The 20,176-nt window shown below is 60.1% G+C and carries 15 protein-coding genes, 1 tRNA gene and 2 rRNA genes; 12 read left to right on the forward strand and 6 right to left on the reverse strand.

The features are described from left to right. Position 1 precedes the first annotated feature (1 nt). The 12 genes from U5G49_RS19545 to nuoG all read left to right on the forward strand — a co-directional run bounded on the left by U5G49_RS19545 (position 2) and on the right by nuoG (position 13,572). Positions 2-1,465 carry a monovalent cation/H+ antiporter subunit D family protein gene (locus U5G49_RS19545; RefSeq protein ID WP_193446714.1) on the forward strand — a complete coding sequence of 488 codons (1,464 nt, stop codon included), beginning with the start codon at positions 2-4 and terminating at the stop codon, positions 1,463-1,465. Continuing rightward, a complete protein-coding gene (locus tag U5G49_RS19550) occupies positions 1,462-1,716 on the forward strand; it encodes a hypothetical protein (RefSeq protein ID WP_193446713.1) in 255 nt (84 codons plus the stop codon). The genes U5G49_RS19545 and U5G49_RS19550 overlap by 4 nt, the downstream gene beginning before the upstream one ends. Continuing rightward, entirely contained in the window at positions 1,709-3,469 is a 1,761-nt protein-coding gene (locus U5G49_RS19555) for a Na(+)/H(+) antiporter subunit D (RefSeq protein ID WP_193446712.1), read from the forward strand. Before U5G49_RS19550 ends, U5G49_RS19555 begins: the two co-directional genes overlap by 8 nt. Before the next feature lie 8 nt (positions 3,470-3,477). Next, positions 3,478-4,953 carry an NADH-quinone oxidoreductase subunit M gene (locus U5G49_RS19560; protein ID WP_018446421.1) on the forward strand — a complete coding sequence of 492 codons (1,476 nt, stop codon included), beginning with the start codon at positions 3,478-3,480 and terminating at the stop codon, positions 4,951-4,953. Beyond that, positions 4,950-6,407, forward strand: a complete 1,458-nt coding sequence (locus U5G49_RS19565; RefSeq protein WP_193446711.1) for an NADH-quinone oxidoreductase subunit N — start codon at positions 4,950-4,952, stop codon at positions 6,405-6,407. The genes U5G49_RS19560 and U5G49_RS19565 overlap by 4 nt, the downstream gene beginning before the upstream one ends. Before the next feature lie 134 nt (positions 6,408-6,541). After that, complete coding sequence (locus U5G49_RS19570; protein WP_018243731.1) at positions 6,542-6,907, forward strand: NADH-quinone oxidoreductase subunit A; 366 nt, start codon at positions 6,542-6,544, stop codon at positions 6,905-6,907. After that, entirely contained in the window at positions 6,895-7,398 is a 504-nt protein-coding gene (locus tag U5G49_RS19575) for a NuoB/complex I 20 kDa subunit family protein (protein WP_017961917.1), read from the forward strand. The genes U5G49_RS19570 and U5G49_RS19575 overlap by 13 nt, the downstream gene beginning before the upstream one ends. Beyond that, the gene (locus U5G49_RS19580) at positions 7,395-7,931 is read left to right on the forward strand and encodes an NADH-quinone oxidoreductase subunit C (RefSeq protein ID WP_131703620.1); all 537 of its coding nucleotides are present in this window, start codon (positions 7,395-7,397) and stop codon (positions 7,929-7,931) included. The genes U5G49_RS19575 and U5G49_RS19580 overlap by 4 nt, the downstream gene beginning before the upstream one ends. Positions 7,932-7,960: 29 nt before the next feature. Beyond that, a complete protein-coding gene (gene nuoD / locus U5G49_RS19585; RefSeq protein ID WP_193446710.1) occupies positions 7,961-9,175 on the forward strand; it encodes an NADH dehydrogenase (quinone) subunit D in 1,215 nt (404 codons plus the stop codon). A gap of 16 nt (positions 9,176-9,191) precedes the next feature. After that, positions 9,192-9,701 (forward strand): NADH-quinone oxidoreductase subunit NuoE, encoded by a 510-nt coding sequence (nuoE, locus tag U5G49_RS19590; RefSeq protein ID WP_018243734.1) that lies wholly within the window; start codon positions 9,192-9,194, stop codon positions 9,699-9,701. 4 nt (positions 9,702-9,705) lie between these two features. Then, complete coding sequence (nuoF, locus tag U5G49_RS19595; protein WP_193446709.1) at positions 9,706-10,971, forward strand: NADH-quinone oxidoreductase subunit NuoF; 1,266 nt, start codon at positions 9,706-9,708, stop codon at positions 10,969-10,971. 33 nt (positions 10,972-11,004) lie between these two features. Beyond that, positions 11,005-13,572 (forward strand): NADH-quinone oxidoreductase subunit NuoG, encoded by a 2,568-nt coding sequence (gene nuoG, locus U5G49_RS19600; protein ID WP_193446708.1) that lies wholly within the window; start codon positions 11,005-11,007, stop codon positions 13,570-13,572. Positions 13,573-13,610: 38 nt separating this feature from the next. Here nuoG and U5G49_RS19605 read toward each other — a convergent pair whose 3' ends face one another. The 6 genes from U5G49_RS19605 to U5G49_RS19630 all read right to left on the reverse strand — a co-directional run bounded on the left by U5G49_RS19605 (position 13,611) and on the right by U5G49_RS19630 (position 19,585). Beyond that, the gene (locus tag U5G49_RS19605) at positions 13,611-14,051 is read right to left on the reverse strand and encodes a CBS domain-containing protein (protein WP_018243737.1); all 441 of its coding nucleotides are present in this window, start codon (positions 14,049-14,051) and stop codon (positions 13,611-13,613) included. A 46-nt stretch (positions 14,052-14,097) separates the two neighbouring features. Continuing rightward, complete coding sequence (locus U5G49_RS19610; protein ID WP_017961924.1) at positions 14,098-14,664, reverse strand: NADH-quinone oxidoreductase subunit I; 567 nt, start codon at positions 14,662-14,664, stop codon at positions 14,098-14,100. 10 nt (positions 14,665-14,674) lie between these two features. Continuing rightward, a complete protein-coding gene (gene nuoH / locus U5G49_RS19615) occupies positions 14,675-15,676 on the reverse strand; it encodes an NADH-quinone oxidoreductase subunit NuoH (protein WP_047623037.1) in 1,002 nt (333 codons plus the stop codon). A 383-nt stretch (positions 15,677-16,059) separates the two neighbouring features. Beyond that, a tRNA-Met gene (locus tag U5G49_RS19620) sits at positions 16,060-16,136 on the reverse strand. A 248-nt stretch (positions 16,137-16,384) separates the two neighbouring features. Beyond that, a 5S ribosomal RNA gene (gene rrf / locus U5G49_RS19625) occupies positions 16,385-16,499 on the reverse strand. Between the two features lie 206 nt (positions 16,500-16,705). After that, positions 16,706-19,585: ribosomal RNA gene (locus U5G49_RS19630) — 23S ribosomal RNA — on the reverse strand. Between the last annotated feature and the right edge of the window lie 591 nt (positions 19,586-20,176).

Below are 20,176 nucleotides of genomic sequence, written 5' to 3' on the forward strand. Positions count from 1 at the left end.
CTTGGACCCGGTGGTATCGATCCGGCCGCTACTTGCCGTCGCCGTCGCGGGCCTGGCGGCCCTTGCAGTTCTTCTCCTGAACAACCGCGAGAAACTCCGCGATATCGTCTCGCCATTGGCGGCAATCGCCATGTTCGCAATTGTCGCCTCGATGGCGCCCACGGTGCTGGCGGGCGGGACGGTCGAATTGCGCCTGTTTGAGGTTCTGCCGGGGATTGACTTGGCTTTCCGGGTCGATGCGCTCGGCATGGTGTTTGCCACCGTCTCGTCGCTGCTGTGGATTGTCGCGGCGATCTATTCCATCGGCTACATGCGGCACCTGAACGAGCATGCACAGACCCGGTTCTTCGCCTGCTTTGCCGCCAGTCTCGCGGCAGCGGTCGGAGGCGCCTTCTCCGCCAATCTGTTCACGCTGGTGATCTTCTACGAGATGCTCACCCTCGTTACCTATCCGCTCGTTTACCACCACGAAGACGAAGAGGGATGGACGGGCAGCCGCAAGTACCTGGTCTATTTGATGGGCGCGTCGAAAAGCCTGCTTCTCGCCGCGCTGGCGCTGACCTACCACATTGCGGGATCGCTCGACTTTGTCACGGGGGGCCTGCTGGCAGGGAGCGATGCTTCGGCGGCGCTGCTGACCGTCGTCTATTTCTGCTACCTCTTCGGCTTCGCCAAGGCTGCGGTGATGCCGATGCACGCATGGCTGCCTGCCGCGATGGTGGCGCCGACACCGGTCAGTGCGCTCCTGCATGCCGTGGCCGTGGTCAAGATGGGCGTGTTTTGCGTGCTGCGGTTGGTGTTCCATGTGTTCGGCACGGGGCTGGTGGACGGGCTAGGACTGGGCATCGCCACGGCCTATCTGGTCTCCTTCACGATTCTGATGGCGTCGGTCTACGCCCTGACGCGGGACGACCTAAAGGCGCGGCTCGCCTATTCGACGGTCAGCCAGCTCTCCTACATCGTGCTGGGCGCGGTTCTGCTCTCGCCGGTCGCGATGGTCGGCGGGATCATCCACATCGCGGCGCATGCATTCTCAAAGATCACACTGTTTTTCTGCGCCGGGTCGATCTATTGCGCGTCTGGCAAGCGCAACATCAGCGACATGGCTGGTATCGGCCGCCGGTTGCCCTGGACGATGGGGGCGTTCTTCGTCGGCTCACTCAGCATGATCGGCGTGCCACCGACTGCGGGGTTCGTGAGCAAGTGGTATCTGGCGCGAGGCGCGGTGGAGGCGGGGGAAATCGCGTTCCTGATCGTGCTCCTAGCGAGTTCGGTCCTCAACGCCGCTTATTTCCTGCCGGTGAGCTATGTCGCCTTTTTCGGGACGGAGGCGCAAGGGAGCCCGGCAACGGTCCGTGAAATTCCGATGGTGACGATCCCGCTAGTTGCGACCGCCATCCTGTCGGTGGCGATGGGCATCTTCCCCGACTATTTCGTCGCCTTGGCGGAAGGAGTTGTCAGGTGATAAAGCGCTTGGTCGATTTCTTTGGCGACGGAAAGTATGCGACCGAACGGCGTCGGCTTTTCTATCTGGTGCTCGTACTGATCGTCATCGCCGACTTCCTGGTGCCGCGCGAGCACGCCGAATACCCGTGGGACCGTCTGCCGGGCTGGTCGGCCGTCTACGGCTTCTTATCCTGCGTGCTGCTGATTTTCGTTTCCAAGTTCCTCGGCCATCGGGCTGGGTTCATGCGGCACGAGGACTATTATGACTGACTTCGTCCATCCCGCCCTGCTGTTCATTCTCGGTGCCCTGCCGATCCCCTTTCTGAACGGATCGATCCGCAAGGCCTATCTGCTGCTGATCCCGATACTTGCGATCCTCACCGTGCTCACGATGCAGTCAGGCAGCTACGGCGCGGCATCGTTCATCGGGCAGGAAATCCTCATCGCGAAGGTCGACAAGCTGAGCATCGTCTTCGCAACGGTCTTCACCATTATGGCGCTGATCGGAACGGTCTATGCTCTGCACCTGACGCGCCCCGGCCAGCATGTCGCTGCGTTCGTCTATGTCGGCAGCGCGCTTGGCGTGGTTTTCGCCGGCGACTACCTGACCTTGTACCTGTTCTGGGAAGGCATGGCGTTTGCCTCTGCCTATCTGGTTTTCGCCCAGGGCGGCCGACAGGCGATCGCCGCCGGGTTCCGGTATCTCATAGTCCATATCACTGGCGGCGTCGTCCTACTTGGCGGCGTCATTCTCTACGGGCTCTCGACTGGCTCGCTGCTCTTCGGCCCGATCGCAGGCGAGATGGGCGTCGGCGCGTACCTGATCCTTGCCGGGTTCATGCTCAACGCCGCTGTGCCGCCGCTCAACGCCTGGCTGACCGACGCTTACCCGGAGGCGACTGTCACCGGCGCGGTGTTCATGAGCGCCTTCACCACCAAGACCGCCGTCTATGTGCTGGCGCGGGCGTTTCCGGGAACTGAACTTCTCGTTTGGCTCGGCACCGCGATGGCGCTCTACGGCGTCGTCTACGCGGTGCTGGAGAACGACTGCCGGCGGCTACTGGCCTATCACATCGTTAGCCAGGTGGGCTACATGGTGGCGGGCGTCGGCATCGGCACCGAGATGGCGGTGAACGGGGCCACCAGTCATGCCTTCGCACATATCCTCTACAAGGCGCTCTTGTTCATGGGTGCTGGGGCGGTGATTTACGTCACCGGCCGGCGCAAGCTCACCGAGCTTGGTGGGCTTTACAAGACCATGCCGGTGACCGTGGCGCTCTACATGGTTGGCGCTTTCGCGATTTCGGCATTTCCATTCTTCTCGGGCTTCGTCACCAAGTCGATGGTGGTGGCCGCCGCCGGACAGGATCACCGCGCTGTGATGGTGCTCGCGCTGACGATGGCGTCGGCGGGGACGTTCCTGCACACCGGACTGAAGCTGCCGTACTACATGTTCTTTGGCACCGACCGTGGGCTGGAGGCGCGGGAGCCGCCCCGCAACATGCTGGTTGCGATGGGCATGGCGGCGGTGCTCTGCATCGCGATCGGGGTGTTCCCTCAGCCGCTTTACGATCTTCTGCCCTATCCGGTGGACTACGAACCTTACACCGGCGTCCATGTCACCGAGAGCCTTGGCGTGCTGATGTTCACCGCCTTGGGTTTTGTCATATTCCTCAGGGCGCTCGACCCCGAGAACACGATCAGCATCGACACCGATTGGTTCTACCGCAAGGGCGCACGGGTCTTCATGTGGATCGCCGGAAAACCGCTGGCGCGCTACGAGAAGGCGGTGAGCGACGTGTCCGAGACTGCTGTGTTGCCTTTCCTGCATGGGGCGGCGCGAATGGGACTGCGGATCGATGTCACCGGCGTTGACGCCATCGTGAACGGCGTCGCCCGCTCGATCCTGCGCGGCGGCGGGGGGCTCCGGCGGCTCCAGACCGGCGTCGTGACCCATTACGCGCTGGCGATGATCGCTGGTGTGATCGCAGCCGCCGTGGTCTTCGCCGTGGTATGGCGGTAGGGGGCGCGATGGGATTGCCGCTTCTGAGCTTCATAATTTTCACGCCCGTCGCCGGGGCAGCGGTTCTGATGTTTCTCCGCGGCGACGATGCGGTGCGCTGGACAGCGCTGGGTGTCACAATCCTTGACCTCGCCCTCTGCATCGCCATGCTGGCCGGATTCGACACCACGACCCACGAGATGCAGTTCACAGAGAAGCGCCCTTGGGTGCCCGCGCTCGGGATCACTTATGCGCTTGGTATCGACGGGATAAGCGCGCTCTTCGTGTTCCTGACCGCGTTGCTGGGTTCGATCTGTGTGCTCGCCTCGTGGGTTGCGATCGACCGCAAGGTCAAGGCGTTCATGGTCAGTCTGCTCTCCATGCAGGCGCTGATGCTGGGGGTGTTCTGCGCGCTCGACCTGTTCTTGTTCTACGTTTTCTGGGAAGCGATGCTGATCCCGATGTACCTGATCATCGGCGTCTGGGGTGGCGAAGGCCGGATCTATGCGGCGTTCAAGTTCTTCCTCTACACGCTGGCGGGCAGCCTCCTGTTCCTCATCGGTGTCATCGTGCTCTATTTCAACGGCGGCGAGACCTTCGACATCCTCGCGCTGACAGCGCAGGATTTGCCGTTCCCGGTCCAGTCCTGGCTGTTCTTCGCCTTCCTGATCGCCTTCGCCGTCAAAGTGCCGATGGTGCCGGTCCATACCTGGCTGCCGGACGCCCATGTGCAAGCGCCGACCGCGGGCAGCATCATCCTCGCGGGCGTACTCCTGAAGATGGGCGCCTATGGGTTCCTGCGGTTCTCGCTGCCGATGCTGCCGGAGGCGTCGGTATATTATTCGACACTGATGCTTTCGCTTTCAGCGCTTGCGATCGTCTATGGCGGGTTGCTCGCGCTGGCACAGGACGATCTGAAGAAACTGGTGGCCTATTCCAGCATCAGCCACATGGGCTTCGTGACCATGGGGATTTTTGCGCTGAACCTCCGCGGACTCCAAGGAGGTATCCTGCAAATGTTCAATCATGGCGTGACGACGGGCGCCCTGTTCCTGTTCGTCGGCTTGATTTACGAGCGGACCCATACCCGCAGCATCGCTGATTATGGCGGGCTGATGAAGGCAGCACCCGTCTATACCGCGTTTCTTGCGCTGTTCACTCTGTCGTCGATGGCGCTGCCGGGAACAAATTCGTTCGTCGGCGAATTGCTGGTCCTGTCGGGCGGGTTTGCGGCCAACCTGGCCATCGGCGCGGCCGCCGTTTTGGGCGCGTTGCTTGGCGCGGCCTATCTGCTTGGCATGTATAGGAAAGTCGCGCTTGGTCCGGCCAGCGTCGGCGTCCGGTTCAAGATACGCGACGTGAACGCCCGCGAGCTGGCAGCGACCCTGCCGCTGGCCGTGTTAGTGCTGTGGGTCGGGCTCTATCCGAAACCCTTTCTCGGCATCATCGACGTCTCGGTGAAGCATCTGCTGGCTCAGGTGCACGATAAGGGGAGCGGCCCATGACCGCCGCAGCACTTTTCCAGTCGGCTCTCGCAAGCCTGCCCGAGATCGTGGTGATCACTGGAGCCTGCATCCTGCTGATCCTGGGACAGCTTGTGCGCAGGGGGCAGGAATATTTCCTGGTCTGGGCTTCCGTCGCGATCGTGCTGATTGCCGCCTTGGCGACACTCATTCTTTCGAGCGAGGTGCGGCCGGCCTATACGGGCATGTTCGTCGCCGACCGCTTCGCGGTCTTCTTCAAGTTCGTGTTCTACCTGGCCACCATCCTGACATTCCTCCTTTCGCGAAAATATGCGGATATCGAGGGGATCGGGAGCAGCGAATACTATGTCCTGCTGCTCTTTGCGCTTTCGGGAATGATGGTCATGGCCTCGGCGACCGATCTCCTCTCGATCTATGTGGGCCTCGAACTGATGGTGCTCTGCACCTATGTGCTGACCGGATTCCTGCGGCGAGAGCGGCGGTCAAACGAAGCGGCGCTGAAATACGTGATCCTTGGCGCGGTCTCGACCGGGATTTTCCTTTACGGCGTTTCGCTGGTCTACGGGCTCACCGGCACGACGCAGCTGGACGGGATGGCTGCGGCGGTCACCGGCGATCCGCTCGATCCCGGATTGCTGCTGGCGGTGGTCTTCATCGTCGCGGGGCTGGTCTTCAAGGTCGGCGCGGTGCCGTTCCATATGTGGTTGCCGGACGTCTATGAAGGCGCGCCGACGACGATCACCGCCTTCATGTCAGTCGGCCCCAAGGCGGCGGGGTTCGCAGTGATCCTGCGGGTGTTCCTCAACCCGCTGGTAGCAGCCTCGGACGTTTGGATCATCGTCGCGGTCATTGCCGTGGTCACGATGGCGCTCGGCAGTTTCGTGGCGCTGGTGCAGGATAATTTCAAGCGGCTCCTCGCTTATTCCAGCATCGCCCATGCCGGGTTCGCCCTTTTCGGCGTGGTGGCCGGCGGTGCCGACGGGATCGCCAGCGTGATGCTCTACCTGCTGATATACTCTTTGATGAATCTCGGCATTTTCGCCACTGTCATCATGATGCGGAACGGCAATTTCTCGGGCGAGGTTATCGAAGACTACTCGGGTTTCGCCAAGTCCCGTCCCGGGCTCGCGCTTCTGATGCTGCTCTATCTGTTCTCGCTCGCCGGCATTCCGCCAACGGCCGGGTTCTTCGCCAAGTTCTACGTGCTGGTCGCGCTCGTCGAGCGAGGGTTCGTCATGCTGGCGGTGATCGCAGTGCTGCTGAGTGCTGTTGCCGCCTACTTTTATATCCGCATCGTCATGGTGATCTACATGCGCGAGCCGGAAAGGACGTTCGACCCGGCGCTGACGCCCTTGGTGCGCGCGACGCTCGCCTTCACTGCTGCGGGCACCATCGGCATCGGCCTGTTTCCCGCCTGGTTTTTAAGACTTGCCCAGCATTCCGTGTTGGCGGCTGACCGATTGAATTTGCAATGATCTGTCCGACGGAATAAACTCAAAGCTCAAGAAAGGATTGCCCAAGTTGCTTCCCGGGGCGACTGCATTACGGTCCTGAACAGGACGGTCGCGGCCTGAGGAAAGCACTCAGTGGGTAACCGGTGCAGTGCGATATGGCTGCGATGGAATTCTTGCCGGTTCTTTTTATGATCGTCGGAGTCGTTCTGGTGACGGGCGCGACGCTTTTTGTCTCTTCGCTGCTGCGTCCGTCCAATCCCTATCCCGAAAAGAACATGCCCTATGAGTGCGGCATGGACGCCGCGGGTGAGGCCGCCGCGGGGCGCTTCAGAGTGCCGTTCTTTATCCTTGCGATCCTGCTGGTCGTCTTCGATGTCGAGACGATGTTCCTGTTTCCCTGGGCCGCCGTCCTGAAAGACATCGGGCTGGTCGGCTTTGTCGAGATGTTCGTCTTCATAGTGCTGCTTCTTGTGGGCTTCGCCTATGCCTGGCTGAAGGGAGCACTCGAATGGGAGGCGTAAACAACGCGATCCGCGACAGCGTGCTGTTCACCACGGCCGAGAGCGTTATCAACTGGAGCCGGAGCTCGGCGCTGTGGCCCGAGACCTTCGGAATTGCCTGCTGCGCCATCGAGATGATCTCGGCGGGGTGCGCCCGCTATGATCTCGACCGGTTCGGCGTGGTGTTCCGGCCTTCGCCGCGCCAGTCCGATGTGATGATCATCGCCGGCACAGTAACGCGGAAGTTCGCGCCCGTGGTACGCCGCCTCTATGACCAGATGCCGGAGCCCCGCTGGGTCATCGCCATGGGCACCTGCGCCATCTCGGGCGGGGTCTACAACACCTACGCGGTGGTGCAGGGAGCGGAAACCTTCGTGCCGGTGGACGTGCATGTGCCCGGCTGCCCGCCGCGGCCCGAGGCGCTGATGCATGGATTCCTGCTACTTCAGGAGAAGATCAAAAAATCCCGAGCACTGGCCGGGACTCCTCTGGATCGGGTTGCAGCGTCATGAGTGTGGAGACGCCCCTCATCCGCACTACGATCACGGAGCGTTTCGGCGAGGCAATCGACGATCTTGGCTTCGCGCATGGTGTACATGCCTTCGCCGCTCCGCCTGACATGATCGTCGAGCTTTGCCGGTTTCTGAAGGAAGACCCGGCGTTGCGGTTCAACTTCCTGTCGGACATCTGCGGGGTCGATCATTATCCTGAGATGCCACGCTACGAGACGGTGTACCACCTCTATTCGCTACCGAACAAATTGCGCGTTCGCATCAAATGCCGCCTCGCCGATCCGCCGCGGGTCCCGTCGGTGACGGGGATCTGGCGAACCGCCAATTGGCATGAGCGCGAAGCCTGGGATATGTACGGGATCAGGTTCGAGGGCCACCCCGATTTGCGCCGGATCTACATGTGGGAAGGGTTCGAGGGCTTCCCACAGCGCAAGGATTTTCCGCTCCGTGGCTACAAGGACAAGCTGAACCCGTTTGGCGCCGAAGGCACGCCACCGACGCAGCCCGACCTCGCCACCAAGAACATTCCATAAGGGAGGCCGCTCCACGCCGGGAACTTAAAATGACCGAAGTCACCGAACTGATCAGGCCGCAAGGCGAAGCGTTCGACACCAAGGAGGTGCTTCTCAATCTCGGCCCCCAGCACCCCAGCACGCATGGGGTTCTTCGGCTCGTCCTGGAATTGGACGGCGAGTACGTCAAGCGCGTGGACCCGCATATCGGCTACCTCCATCGCGGCACCGAAAAACTGGCGGAGAGCTTCACCTACACCCAGATTTTTCCGCTCACCGACCGGCTCGACTACCTCTGTCCACCGTCGAACAACCTCGCCTTCGCGCTGGCGGTGGAGAAACTCCTCGGCATTGAAGCACCGATCCGCGCACAATATATCCGCGTGATGATGGCCGAGCTGGCGCGGATCTCCGGCCATGTCTTGATCACCGGCGCGCTGCCGATGGACCTCGGCGCCATGACCGCCTTGCTTTACGCCATGCGGGAGCGCGAAATGATCATGGACCTCCTGGAAATGATCAGCGGTGCACGCATGCACACGTCCTTCTGCAGGGTTGGCGGAGTGCGCGAGGACCTGCCTGACGGTTTCCTTCCCAAGATCAGGGAGTTCTGCGACATCTTCCCGAACCGGATCCGCGACTATGAGCGGTTGCTCGAAAACAACCGGGTGTTCCTGAAGCGCACGCAGGGGATCGGCGTGATCTCCGCCGAGGACGCCATCGATCTTGGCCTGAGCGGTCCGAACCTGCGCGCTTCGGGCGTCGGCTGGGACATCCGTCGCGACGAGCCCTATGAGATCTATGACCGGCTCGACTTCAACGTCATCACGCGCGACGAGGGCGACTGCTATGCGCGCTGGCAATGTCGGGTCGAGGAAATGCGCGAGAGCGTCCGGATCATCGAGCAATGCCTCGACCAGATGCCCGAGGGGCCGTTTCAGATCGACATGCCAACAATCGCCTTCCCGGTGGACAAGGACAAGGTGCATTGCTCGATGGAAGCGCTGATCCAGCATTTCGACCTGTCGGCCTATGGCTTCAAGGTGCCGAAGGGCGAGGTCTATTCGGCGATCGAGGCGCCAAAGGGCGAGCTTGGCTTCTATATCATCAGCGACGGGTCGCCAAAACCATTCCGGATGAAGGTGCGGGCACCCTCGTTCGTCAACCTTCAGGGACTGTTCGGGGTGACCAACGCCCGCTATCTGGCGGACATGATCGCCGTGCTCGGCAGTCTCGACCCAGTGATGGCGGAGGTGGACAAGTAGCAGGGATTTGAATGCAATGACCATGCGCGAAAGGATAAAAGAGGCAGCGGCGCGGTATCCCGACCAGCGCTCTGCGATCATGCCCGCGCTTCTGATCGCGCAGAGGGAGCATGGCCATCTGCCTGGTCAGGTGCTGGAAGAAGTCGCCGACATTCTCGGAGTCGAACGGATCTGGGTCTACGAGCTGGCGACCTTTTATACGCTCTTCCATACCGAGCCGGTGGGCATGTTCCACCTTCAACTCTGTGACAATGTTTCCTGCATGCTGTGCGGAGCCGAGGACCTGCTGAAGCATCTGGAAACGGCGCTGGCGATTAGGAAGGGCGACACCACGCCGGACGGGCTGTTCACGCTTTCCTCCGTCGAGTGCCTCGGTGCCTGCGAGATGGCTCCGGTGATGCAGGTCGGCGACGATTACCATGGTGCCCTTGATGTCGCGCGGATAGATGCACTTTTGGACAACCTGCGGGCTACGACGGAACGGGTCGCGAGCATCGAGCCCTCTGCGCGACCGCAGGGAGAGTAGCGCTATGTTCGAGCCGGTTCTCCTGAAGAATGTCGCCGTGCCGGACAGTCACCTGCTGTCGACCTACGAGGCTGGCGGCGGCTACCAGGCACTGGCGAAGGCGCTGCGCGAATACACGCCTGACGAGGTCGTTAACCTCGTCAAACAGTCCAACCTGCGCGGTCGCGGCGGTGCCGGATTCCCGACGGGCATGAAATGGAGTTTCGTGCCGAAGCAGGTCGACAAGCCGAAATATCTTTGCTGCAACGCCGATGAGGGCGAGCCAGGCACCTTCAAGGACCGGATCATCATGGAGCGCGATCCGCATCAACTCATCGAGGGGCTGGCGGTAAGCGCCTATGCGATTGGGGCCAAAACCGCCTATGTCTACATCCGCGGAGAATATGTGACGGCGATCCGTCGCCTGGAGAAGGCGATCGCCGAGGCACACGAAAAGGGTTATCTGGGAACGGGCATTCTGGGCTCGAATTTCGATTTCGCCGTCCACATCCACTGCGGCGCAGGCGCCTATATCTGCGGCGAGGAGACTGCGATGCTCGAGTCGCTCGAGGGCAAGCGGGCGCAGCCGCGATTGAAGCCACCGTTTCCGGCCGTGGCCGGGCTCTACGCCAGCCCGACTGTGATCAACAATGTCGAGACGCTGGCCTGCGTGCCGCATATCGTTGTCCGAGGGCCGGACTGGTTTCGGAACATCGGCCCGGACAAAAGCCCCGGCCCGAAGCTCTACTGCCTCAGCGGGCAGGTGCGCAAACCCGGCCTCTACGAGTTGCCAATGGGCATACCGCTACGCGAACTGGTCGAGGAGCATGCCGGCGGGGCGTTGCCGGGACGCAAGATCAAGGCGGTGATCCCGGGCGGGGTCTCAGCGCCGGTCATCCCTGAGCACGGGCTGGACGTGAGGATGGATTTTGACTCGCTGGCTGCCGCCGGCTCGATGCTCGGTTCGGCTGGCGTTATCGTGATCGACGATAGCACCTGCATGGTTAAGGTCGCCACCAGGATCATCGAGTTCTTCCACCATGAGTCCTGCGGCAAGTGCACGCCCTGCCGGGAAGGATTGAACTGGGTCGTGAAGGTCCTGCGCCGGGTTGAAGGCGGGGATGGCGCACCCGGCGATCTGGAGCAGTTGGAGATGCTCTGCAAGGGCATTTTCGGCAATACGTTTTGTGCCTTGGGTGACGGTGCAGCGATGGGATTGCGTGCAGCACTCGCGCATTTCCGAGATGAATTCGTCGCCCATGTCGAGGAGCGGAGGTGCCCGTTTCACTGAAGAAGTGTGCTGGATCAGGGTTGTGAGGAAACCATGCTTAAAGTCACGATCGACGAACAAACGCTGGAAGTTGAGGCTGGCTCGACAGTGCTGCAGGCCGCCCAGGGTTTGGGCATCGACGTCCCGACCTTCTGCTATCTGAAGCGGCTGCCGCCGCTGGCTTCGTGCCGCATGTGCCTGGTGGAGATCGAGGGCGTGCGGCGGTTGCAGCCGTCCTGCGCCACTGCGGCCACCGATGGCATGGTCGTGCGGACGAACACGCCTCTGATCGAGGAAACGCGCTCTTCCATGCTCGACATGCTGCTCGCCAACCACCCCCTCGACTGCCCGATCTGCGACAAGGGCGGCGAATGCGAGCTTCAGGACATGGTAATGGCCTACGGGCCACGCGAAAGCCAATTCCGCGATGACAAACGTGTGTTTCACTCCGAGGACATTCGTCTGAGCCCGGTCATCATCATGAACGTCAACCGCTGCATCCAGTGCCAGCGCTGCGTCCGGATGTGTGAGGAGGTCGTCGGTGCGGTGGCGCTAGGCACCGTCGAAAAAGGCATGGATACCGCCGTCACCGGCTTCGAGGGCAGTCTGGCGAGTTGCGACCAGTGCGGCAATTGCGTCGAGGTCTGCCCGGTCGGCGCGCTGATGAGCTTCCCCTACCGCTACAAGGCGCGCCCCTGGGACCTCGTAGAGACCGACACGGTCTGCCCGCATTGTGGCACCGGTTGCCAGCTGACGGTGGGCACGCGCAAGGGCGAGTTCATGCGGGTGCGCTCGAAGTGGGACGAAGGTGTCAACCACGAAACTCTCTGCGTGCGAGGACGCTTCGGCCTCGATTTCGTTGCAAGCCGGGACCGGATCAAGCAGCCAATGATCCGTCAGGATGGCGCCCTGGTTCCGGTTTCCTGGGACGAAGCGGGGGACTATCTGCGTCGGCGACTGTTGGCCGTCGAGAGCAAGGATGCCGGCGGGCTAGCCTCGCCTCGCCTGCCCAACGAGGTGCTTTATCAGTTCCAGAAGCTGATGCGAACGGTATTCCGGACCAACAACATTGATTGTTCGTCACGCTGGGCCGCACCCTTCGATACGCTCGGCCCGCTATTGGGAACTTTCTACAGCCGCACGCCGCTGGACGACGTAATCGGCAACGACTGCGTGCTCGTCGTCGGAGGCAATATAACCGAGGAGAACCCAGTCACCGAATACCTGCTGCGGGACGGGGCGCGGCGGCGGCAGACCGGATTGCTCATGCTATCGGCGCGGCCATCGCGTCTGGACGCCGATGCAAGGGTGGTGGTTCGTGTGCCTCCGGGCGGAGAAGCGGCAAGCCTTGCGGCGGTGGTGGCCGGTCTTGTGGCGGCAGCTGGTCAGGCCTTGCCGGGCGGCGCTTTTGCGGACATCGACAGGCCTGCGGCGGGCGCCGGCAGTGACGGGCCGGATCGCCTGGCCGCCGCGCTCAAGGAAGGCCGCAGCGTCACCGTGCTTGTCAGCGTCGACCTCCTGAGATCACCCGAAGCGCGCGCGACGCTGCAGCAGCTCAACAACCTGCTGTACGTTCTCCGCCTGCTCGGCAAAGGCCCGGCGATGCAGTTTCTCTTCGACCGTGCCAACCAGATGGGCGCCTGGGACATGGGGGTCCTGCCGGCGGCTCTGCCGGGGCTGCGGGCGGTCGCCGATGACGCGGCGCGCGCAACTCTTGCGCGAAACTGGGGCGCCGAAATCCCGTCTGAACCCGGCGCGGATCTCGACGCCATGCTGGACCTCTGTGTCGGTGGGCGGATGGGCGCGCTCTACATCGTCGGAACCGACCCCCTGGTCGCCTATCCCGACCGGAACTTTGTGACGCGGGCGCTTGGCGCCGCCGATCTCCTGATCGTGCAGGACGCGTTCCTCACGGATACGGCGGGCATGGCCGAGGTCGTCTTGCCCGCGGCGGGCTACGGCGAGGAATCCGGAACGTTCACCAACAACGAGGGTCGGATCCAGAATGTTCGCAAATTCCGTGAGCCCGTTTTCGAGGCGCGAGGCAATCTGGCGATTGTCGACTTCGTCGCGGCGCTACGCAACCAGGCGCTGCGGCCATCGACGCAACCCGAAATTTTCGACGAGATTGCCCGGCTGGTTCCGGCCTATCAGGGGTTGACGCAGGACGGGCTTGGCGCCGACGGCGCTTTCACCAAGGCGGTGCCGACACTATCGGCTGGCATGCTCCCTGCGCCGCCGCCCGTCCCGACAGCAGCCGACCGGCTCATGCTGATCACCGGCGACTGCCTGTTCCACAACGGATATCTTTCCGAACGGTCGGACATCCTGAACACGGTCGCCAACGATCCCTATGTCGCGATGAGCGCGCAGGATACCGCGGAGCTTGGCCTTTCGGATGGCGATCAGGTAATCGTGCGTTCCGGCCAGGGCGAACTGACGGCGCAGCTCAAGGTCGACAGGCAGTTTCCCAAGGGCCTCGTCTTCGTTCCGGAAAACTATAGAGCCTTGCGTCTCAACAGCCTGCTGCGGCGGGGCGAATATCCATGCGCGGTGGAAGTTCAGAAGGCGCATGCCACTCTTGAGGTCGACCGCCCCGGCCGGATCTGGCGTGGGGTCTGAAGATTTGGGGTCGGGGCAAGCTGCCCGCCCTGGCGTCTTCAGTGATACCTGGTCCCGCATATGTAATCCTGCAGATCCTGCTCTGTACGCTGCGCTTCGTCGAGCCTGTGTTTAACCACGTCGCCGATGCTGACCACGCCGACAACGTCGCCTCCATCCGTGACCAGCACATGGCGTGTACGCCGCTGGGTCATGATCCCCATCGCGACGGGCAGCAAATCCTGTGTCGAACACGTCGCCACATTGCGGTTCATGATGTCCGCGACCCGCTTTGCCGCCGCCTCGGCCCCGTATTCCGCCACCGCATTGCAGCAGTCCCGCTCCGACAGCGTACCGAGGTATTTGCCGTTCGATCGCCTGACGACGACGAAGCCGATATTGTTGTCTCGAAACAGCCGCAGTACCTCCACCATCGTCTGATCGGGAGCAACTGCGATGACCCCGACACCCTTGTTTTTCATGATTTCACCGACAAACATCTGAGCCTCTCTTTCCGAGCGCTTCGGTTTGACAGCTGGCACGCGTTCATGTTCGCCGGATATTCCGCCACCAGTTGTAGCCCTGCGTCTCTTTCGTCTCGACAAGTACGTCCTTCTTCGTATTCAGGCGCGCGGCAACCACGCCGCCGCCGGTCGCCGCCTTACCCGGCTTGGCGAGCAGATCATCGCGCCCGATCACCAGGTCAGCTGAGGAAAAACTCGAGAATTCGTATTGTTGGCCAAGCGCGATCGCGTCCGCCGGGCAGGCGTCCTCGCACAGCCCGCAGAACAGGCAGCGGGCCGTGTCGATCTCGAATTTGGCCGGGTGCCGCTTGCCCTTCTCGTCCTCGTAGGGGACGACTTCGATACAGTCGCAGGGACAGATCCGCGCGCAGAGTTCGCAGGCCACGCACTTGATCTCGCCCTCTTCATCACGCGTCAGGAAGTGATGCCCGCGATAGCGGGAGTAGGGCAGCCATTTTTCCTTGTCCGGATACTGCATGGTCACGGATCTGGAGAACATGTAGCCGAAGGTCAGAGCCAAGGCGCTCGCCAGATCGGCAAAGAACGCCCAACCAATCCATGTTCCAACTCTGTCCTGCGCGCGCGACATCGCCGCCTCGCTACGGAGCCGCTACGACCCCTAAAAGTACACCGGTTATAATTATGTTCGCCATTGAGAGAGGAAGCAAGACTTTCCATCCGATCGCCATCAGTTGGTCGTAGCGGTAGCGGGGGAAAGTGAAGCGGAACCAGATAAACACATAGACGAAGAACGCGATCTTCAGCACAAACCACAGGAGCGGTGGCAAGGGAATCAGAACTCCGTTCCAACCGCCGAAGAACAGGATCACCACCAGGACCGACACAAGCAATACGATGGCATATTCGCTGACCATGAAGAAGGCAAAGCGGATACCGCTGTATTCGGTATGGAACCCGGCCCCCAGATCACCCTCCGCCTCCGCCAGGTCGAAGGGAATGCGCTGCGCTTCGGCGAGCCCGGCGACGAAGAACACGAAGAATCCGACCGGTTGGTAGACGATGTTCCAGACATCGGCCTGCGCCCGCACGATCTCGACCAGGCTCATGGATTGCGCCAGCATGACCACGCCGATGACCGCGAACCCCATCGGGATCTCGTAGCTGATCATCTGCGCGCAGGTCCTGAGGCTGCCCAGAACAGCGTACTTGCTGTTGGAGGCCCAGCCGCCGAAGATGACGCCATAGACCTCGATCCCGATCACCGAGAAAACAAAAAGGAGCGCCACATTCATGTTGGAGACGTAGAGCGTGATCTCGTGGCCGAGGACCGAGACAGTTTCGCCGAAGGGGATCGCGACGAACACCACAAAGGGCGGGGCGAGCGCCAGGATTGGCGCCAGTTTGAACAGGAACCGGTCGGCCTCGGCCGGGATGTGATCCTCTTTGGTCAGGAGCTTGATTCCGTCCGCCACCGGCTGCAACAGCCCGTGCCATCCCACGCGCATCGGCCCCATCCGCTGCTGCATGTGCCCGGCGATCTTGCGTTCCAGCCAGGTTAGCGGCAAGGGTAGCAACAGCAGGATCGCAATCAGCAACGCGACCTTCAAGACGATCAGGCCAAGGGCGACGATAAGTTCCATGATCCCGGCTACTTATTCATCGGGTTGAAGCGCACGACCAGACTTTGGCTCCGGCTATACAATGAGCACTGCGCGCACTTGTCAGACTACATGGTACAACGGCGACGCACCTCATACAATGCCGTCGCAGTTATGTCGTCGCTGGCTAATGATGTGTCCGGCCTCAGGACGTTTTGAGACGAGTGGTTTCGCTGTGCAAGATGAAAGCTTCGCGTTTCCGCCGGTTGCATCGCGCCACTTTGCGTACCAAAACCGCCGAGGCTCTCATCGCCGCCTGATGAAAGTCCGTGGCAGGTCAGCTGGCGTCCGGGGAGCTGGACACCCAGCAGAAACGCAAAAAGCCCATGCGTAACAGGGACTTTGGAGTATCGAAGGAAAGGATTTGGTTGCGGGGGCAGGATTTGAACCTGCGGCCTTCAGGTTATGAGCCTGACGAGCTACCGGGCTGCTCCACCCCGCGTTAATGTATTCCGAGCTGTTTGAGCCCGGGAGCGCTGTCAGGCGTAGCCTGACGAGGTGAGGCCGTGAAGGAATCGATCCGGTGGATCGATTTCAGGCCGAACGGGCTGCTCCACCCCGCGCCATGAGCAAATCGCTGGGATTTGCTGGTGTATTATAACACGAAAGGCCGCTTTGTGAGCGGCCCTTTTGTTTCGGCTTTGGGCCGTTTGTTTAGTGATGAGAAGATTGATTAGTTGCGCTTTGCAGACCTGGCAGCGACCTACTCTCCCGCGTCTTAAGACGAAGTACCATGGGCGCAGGGGCGTTTCACGGCCGTGTTCGGAAAGGGAACGGGTGCAGCCACCCCGCCATAACCACCAGGTCGGCAAAGCGCAACTATATGTTTTGAGAAGCTGGAGGATGAGGCAATAGGCATCTGCCAACAGGCAGAAGTGATATTGTCATCGCATTTTGAACACGTCTTTGAAGCGAATGCGGAGTGGCTATTGCCGACTGCCTATTCCCTTCTGGCACATCGATCCGGACGACCGCTTTGCGGTCGCCTTGAGATGAGCATAGTCAATGAGAACGATCAAGCCGATCGAGCTATTAGTACCGGTAAGCTTCATGCGTTGCCGCACTTCCACACCCGGCCTATCAACGTGGTCGTCTTCCACGGCTCTGATAGGGAATACTCGTTTTCAGGTGGGTTTCCCGCTTAGATGCCTTCAGCGGTTATCCCGTCCATATATAGCTACCCTGCTATGCCCTTGGCAGGACAACAGGTCCACCAGAGATATGTCCATCCCGGTCCTCTCGTACTAGGGACAGATCCTGTCAATATTCCTACACCCACGGCAGATAGGGACCGAACTGTCTCACGACGTTCTGAACCCAGCTCACGTACCGCTTTAATTGGCGAACAGCCAAACCCTTGGGACCTGCTCCAGCCCCAGGATGCGATGAGCCGACATCGAGGTGCCAAACAACCCCGTCGATATGGACTCTTGGGGGTCATCAGCCTGTTATCCCCGGCGTACCTTTTATCCGTTGAGCGATGGCCCTTCCACGCGGGACCACCGGATCACTATGACCGACTTTCGTCTCTGCTCGACTTGTCAGTCTCGCAGTCAGGCGGGCTTATGCCATTGCACTCGACGACCGATTTCCGACCGGTCTGAGCCCACCATCGCGCGCCTCCGTTACTCTTTCGGAGGCGACCGCCCCAGTCAAACTACCCACCATACACTGTCCCGGACCCGGATAACGGGCCGCGGTTAGACATCCATGACGATAAGGGTGGTATTTCAAGGATGGCTCCACGGAAACTGGCGTCCCCGCTTCAAAGCCTACCACCTATCCTACACATGCCGACACGAATGCCAGTGTAAAGCTATAGTAAAGGTGCACGGGGTCTTTCCGTCTGACCGCAGGAACCCCGCATCTTCACGGGGAATTCAATTTCACTGAGTCTATGTTGGAGACAGCGGGGAAGTCGTTACGCCATTCGTGCAGGTCGGAACTTACCCGACAAGGAATTTCGCTACCTTAGGACCGTTATAGTTACGGCCGCCGTTTACTGGGGCTTCGATTCAAAGCTTGCACCTCTCCTCTTAACCTTCCAGCACCGGGCAGGCGTCAGACCCTATACGTCGTCTTGCGACTTCGCAGAGCCCTGTGTTTTTGATAAACAGTCGCTACCCCCTGGTCTGTGCCACCCCATAATAGTTGCCTAGCATGGGGTCACGCTTCTTCCGAAGTTACGCGTGCAATTTGCCGAGTTCCTTCAACATAGTTCTCTCAAGCGCCTTGGTATACTCTACCTGACCACCTGTGTCGGTTTCGGGTACGGTCTATACGGTGGAGCTATTTCCTGGAACCGCTCCGCTGCCCATCCAATCCAATTAGAATGAACAACTTGTGCAATCCGTCACTACCACCAGGCCCACGAATATTAACGTGGTTCCCATCGACTACGCATTTCTGCCTCGCCTTAGGGGCCGGCTAACCCTGCTCAGATTAACTTTAAGCAGGAACCCTTGGTCTTTCGGCGAGAGGGTCTCTCACCCTCTTTATCGTTACTCATGTCAACATTCGCACTTCCGATACCTCCAGGAGCCCTCACGGGTCTCCCTTCATCAGCTTACGGAACGCTCCGCTACCACTTGCGATTGCTCGCAAATCCTCAGCTTCGGTGCATGGCTTCAGCCCCGTTACATTTTCGGCGCAAAGACCCTTATTTAGACCAGTGAGCTGTTACGCTTTCTTTAAATGATGGCTGCTTCTAAGCCAACATCCTGGTTGTTTTGGGATCCTCACATCCTTTCCCACTTAGCCATGACTTGGGGACCTTAGCTGGAGGTTAGGGTTGTTGCCCTTTTCACGACGGACGTTAGCACCCGCCGTGTGTCTGCCGAGTAGTACTCCCCGGTATTCGGAGTTTGGTTAGGATCAGTAAGACGGTGAGTCCCCATAGCCCATCCAGTGCTCTACCCCCGGGGGTATTCGCTCGACGCTCTACCTAAATAGATTTCGCGGAGAACCAGCTATTTCCGAGTTTGATTGGCCTTTCACCCCTAGCCACAAGTCATCCCAATCTATTGCAACAGATGCGGGTTCGGTCCTCCAGTTGGTGTTACCCAACCTTCAACCTGCTCATGGCTAGATCACTCGGTTTCGGGTCTAATGCAACAAACTAAATCGCCCTATTCAGACTCGCTTTCGCTTCGCCTACACCTACCGGCTTAAGCTTGCTTGTTACACTAAGTCGTTGACCCATTATACAAAAGGTACGCCGTCACCCTTGCGGGCTCCGACTGTTTGTAGGCATCCGGTTTCAGGTTCTATTTCACTCCCCTTGTCGGGGTGCTTTTCACCTTTCCCTCACGGTACTTGTTCGCTATCGGTCATGCACGAGTACTTAGGCTTGGAGAGTGGTCTCCCCATGTTCAGACAGGATTTCTCGTGTCCCGCCCTACTCTAGGACAATCATGATATCTACGCGTACGGGGCTGTCACCCACTACGGCCGCACTTTCCAGAGCGTTCCACTTTAATCACAATTGCCACTGGCCTGGTCCGCGTTCGCTCGCCACTACTTGCGGAGTCTCGGTTGATGTCCTTTCCTGCAGGTACTTAGATGTTTCAGTTCCCTGCGTTCGCTTCTTACACCCTATGTATTCAGGTGTAGATACCTTATCACAATACCTAGAAACCTGTTTTGTCCTCACGGCCAAAGGCCTGCGGACGGCGCGCCGGATAACCGGCGACGCGCTTTGCGCTACGAAGGAAGTCCCTCGCAGCCAAAGCAACAAAACAGATTTTCTAGGTATTTAAGGTGGGTTGCCCCATTCGGAGATCCATGGATCAAAGCTCATTCGCAGCTCCCCACGGCTTTTCGCAGCGTATCACGTCCTTCATCGCCTGTGCATGCCAAGGCATCCACCAAATGCCCTTACGACACTTAATCGTTCTCATTGCCAATGCTCATCGTCTTTGTTTGATTTGGCAGACCTTGTCCGCTTCGCTTTCGCCTCGCGGGGTGCCAAATCCGACCATCCGGACAACCTTGCGATTGCCGTGCAGTCGGGCCAAACATGCGTGATTACCTTTTACAATCACGCTTTCTAACAATGCCATTAACGTGTTCGACAGGTCTGCTTTATTGGAGCTACGCCGAGCAGCTCGCTTGCAGCCTGTCTTAAGACCAGCTTCTCGAGATTGGATCCGATACCGCGCGGTCAGGCAACGGTAATCCGATCGTCCGTCAGACGTTGCCCAAAGGCAACGAACAACACGCGATAAACCGCTACGCGGTTTACGCTGACGATCCAGAGCGACAAGCTTCCTACCTACCTCCAATCCCTCCACCACATCCGGCCGGCTAGGCCATCCATGGTTTCACAGGAACTGGGCTCGGACATCATGGGCAAAACCCACAACACCTGGAAGCCTCCAGATCAATCTTCTCTTCACAATGTATGCAGAACAGGCACCAGCTCGAAGCCGGTGCAAAACTTTTATTTCTTCAAAGGATATCTCTCAGTCTCGACACCAAGCG

Origin of the sequence: Rhizobium indigoferae (assembly GCF_034554815.1) — a bacterium.
Lineage (GTDB): Bacteria > Pseudomonadota > Alphaproteobacteria > Rhizobiales > Rhizobiaceae > Rhizobium > Rhizobium leguminosarum.

What these genes read in the sequence shown, in the direction of transcription:
- U5G49_RS19555 (WP_193446712.1), top strand. Translation starts at nt 1,709, where the DNA reads ATGACTGACTTCGTCCATCCCGCCCTGCTGTTCATTCTCGGTGCCCTG.
- U5G49_RS19560 (WP_018446421.1), top strand. Translation starts at nt 3,478, where the DNA reads ATGGGATTGCCGCTTCTGAGCTTCATAATTTTCACGCCCGTCGCCGGG.
- U5G49_RS19565 (WP_193446711.1), top strand. Translation starts at nt 4,950, where the DNA reads ATGACCGCCGCAGCACTTTTCCAGTCGGCTCTCGCAAGCCTGCCCGAG.
- U5G49_RS19570 (WP_018243731.1), top strand. Translation starts at nt 6,542, where the DNA reads ATGGCTGCGATGGAATTCTTGCCGGTTCTTTTTATGATCGTCGGAGTC.
- U5G49_RS19575 (WP_017961917.1), top strand. Translation starts at nt 6,895, where the DNA reads ATGGGAGGCGTAAACAACGCGATCCGCGACAGCGTGCTGTTCACCACG.
- U5G49_RS19580 (WP_131703620.1), top strand. Translation starts at nt 7,395, where the DNA reads ATGAGTGTGGAGACGCCCCTCATCCGCACTACGATCACGGAGCGTTTC.
- nuoD (WP_193446710.1), top strand. Translation starts at nt 7,961, where the DNA reads ATGACCGAAGTCACCGAACTGATCAGGCCGCAAGGCGAAGCGTTCGAC.
- nuoE (WP_018243734.1), top strand. Translation starts at nt 9,192, where the DNA reads ATGACCATGCGCGAAAGGATAAAAGAGGCAGCGGCGCGGTATCCCGAC.
- nuoF (WP_193446709.1), top strand. Translation starts at nt 9,706, where the DNA reads ATGTTCGAGCCGGTTCTCCTGAAGAATGTCGCCGTGCCGGACAGTCAC.
- nuoG (WP_193446708.1), top strand. Translation starts at nt 11,005, where the DNA reads ATGCTTAAAGTCACGATCGACGAACAAACGCTGGAAGTTGAGGCTGGC.
- U5G49_RS19605 (WP_018243737.1), bottom strand. Translation starts at nt 14,051, where the DNA reads ATGTTTGTCGGTGAAATCATGAAAAACAAGGGTGTCGGGGTCATCGCA.
- U5G49_RS19610 (WP_017961924.1), bottom strand. Translation starts at nt 14,664, where the DNA reads ATGTCGCGCGCGCAGGACAGAGTTGGAACATGGATTGGTTGGGCGTTC.
- nuoH (WP_047623037.1), bottom strand. Translation starts at nt 15,676, where the DNA reads ATGGAACTTATCGTCGCCCTTGGCCTGATCGTCTTGAAGGTCGCGTTG.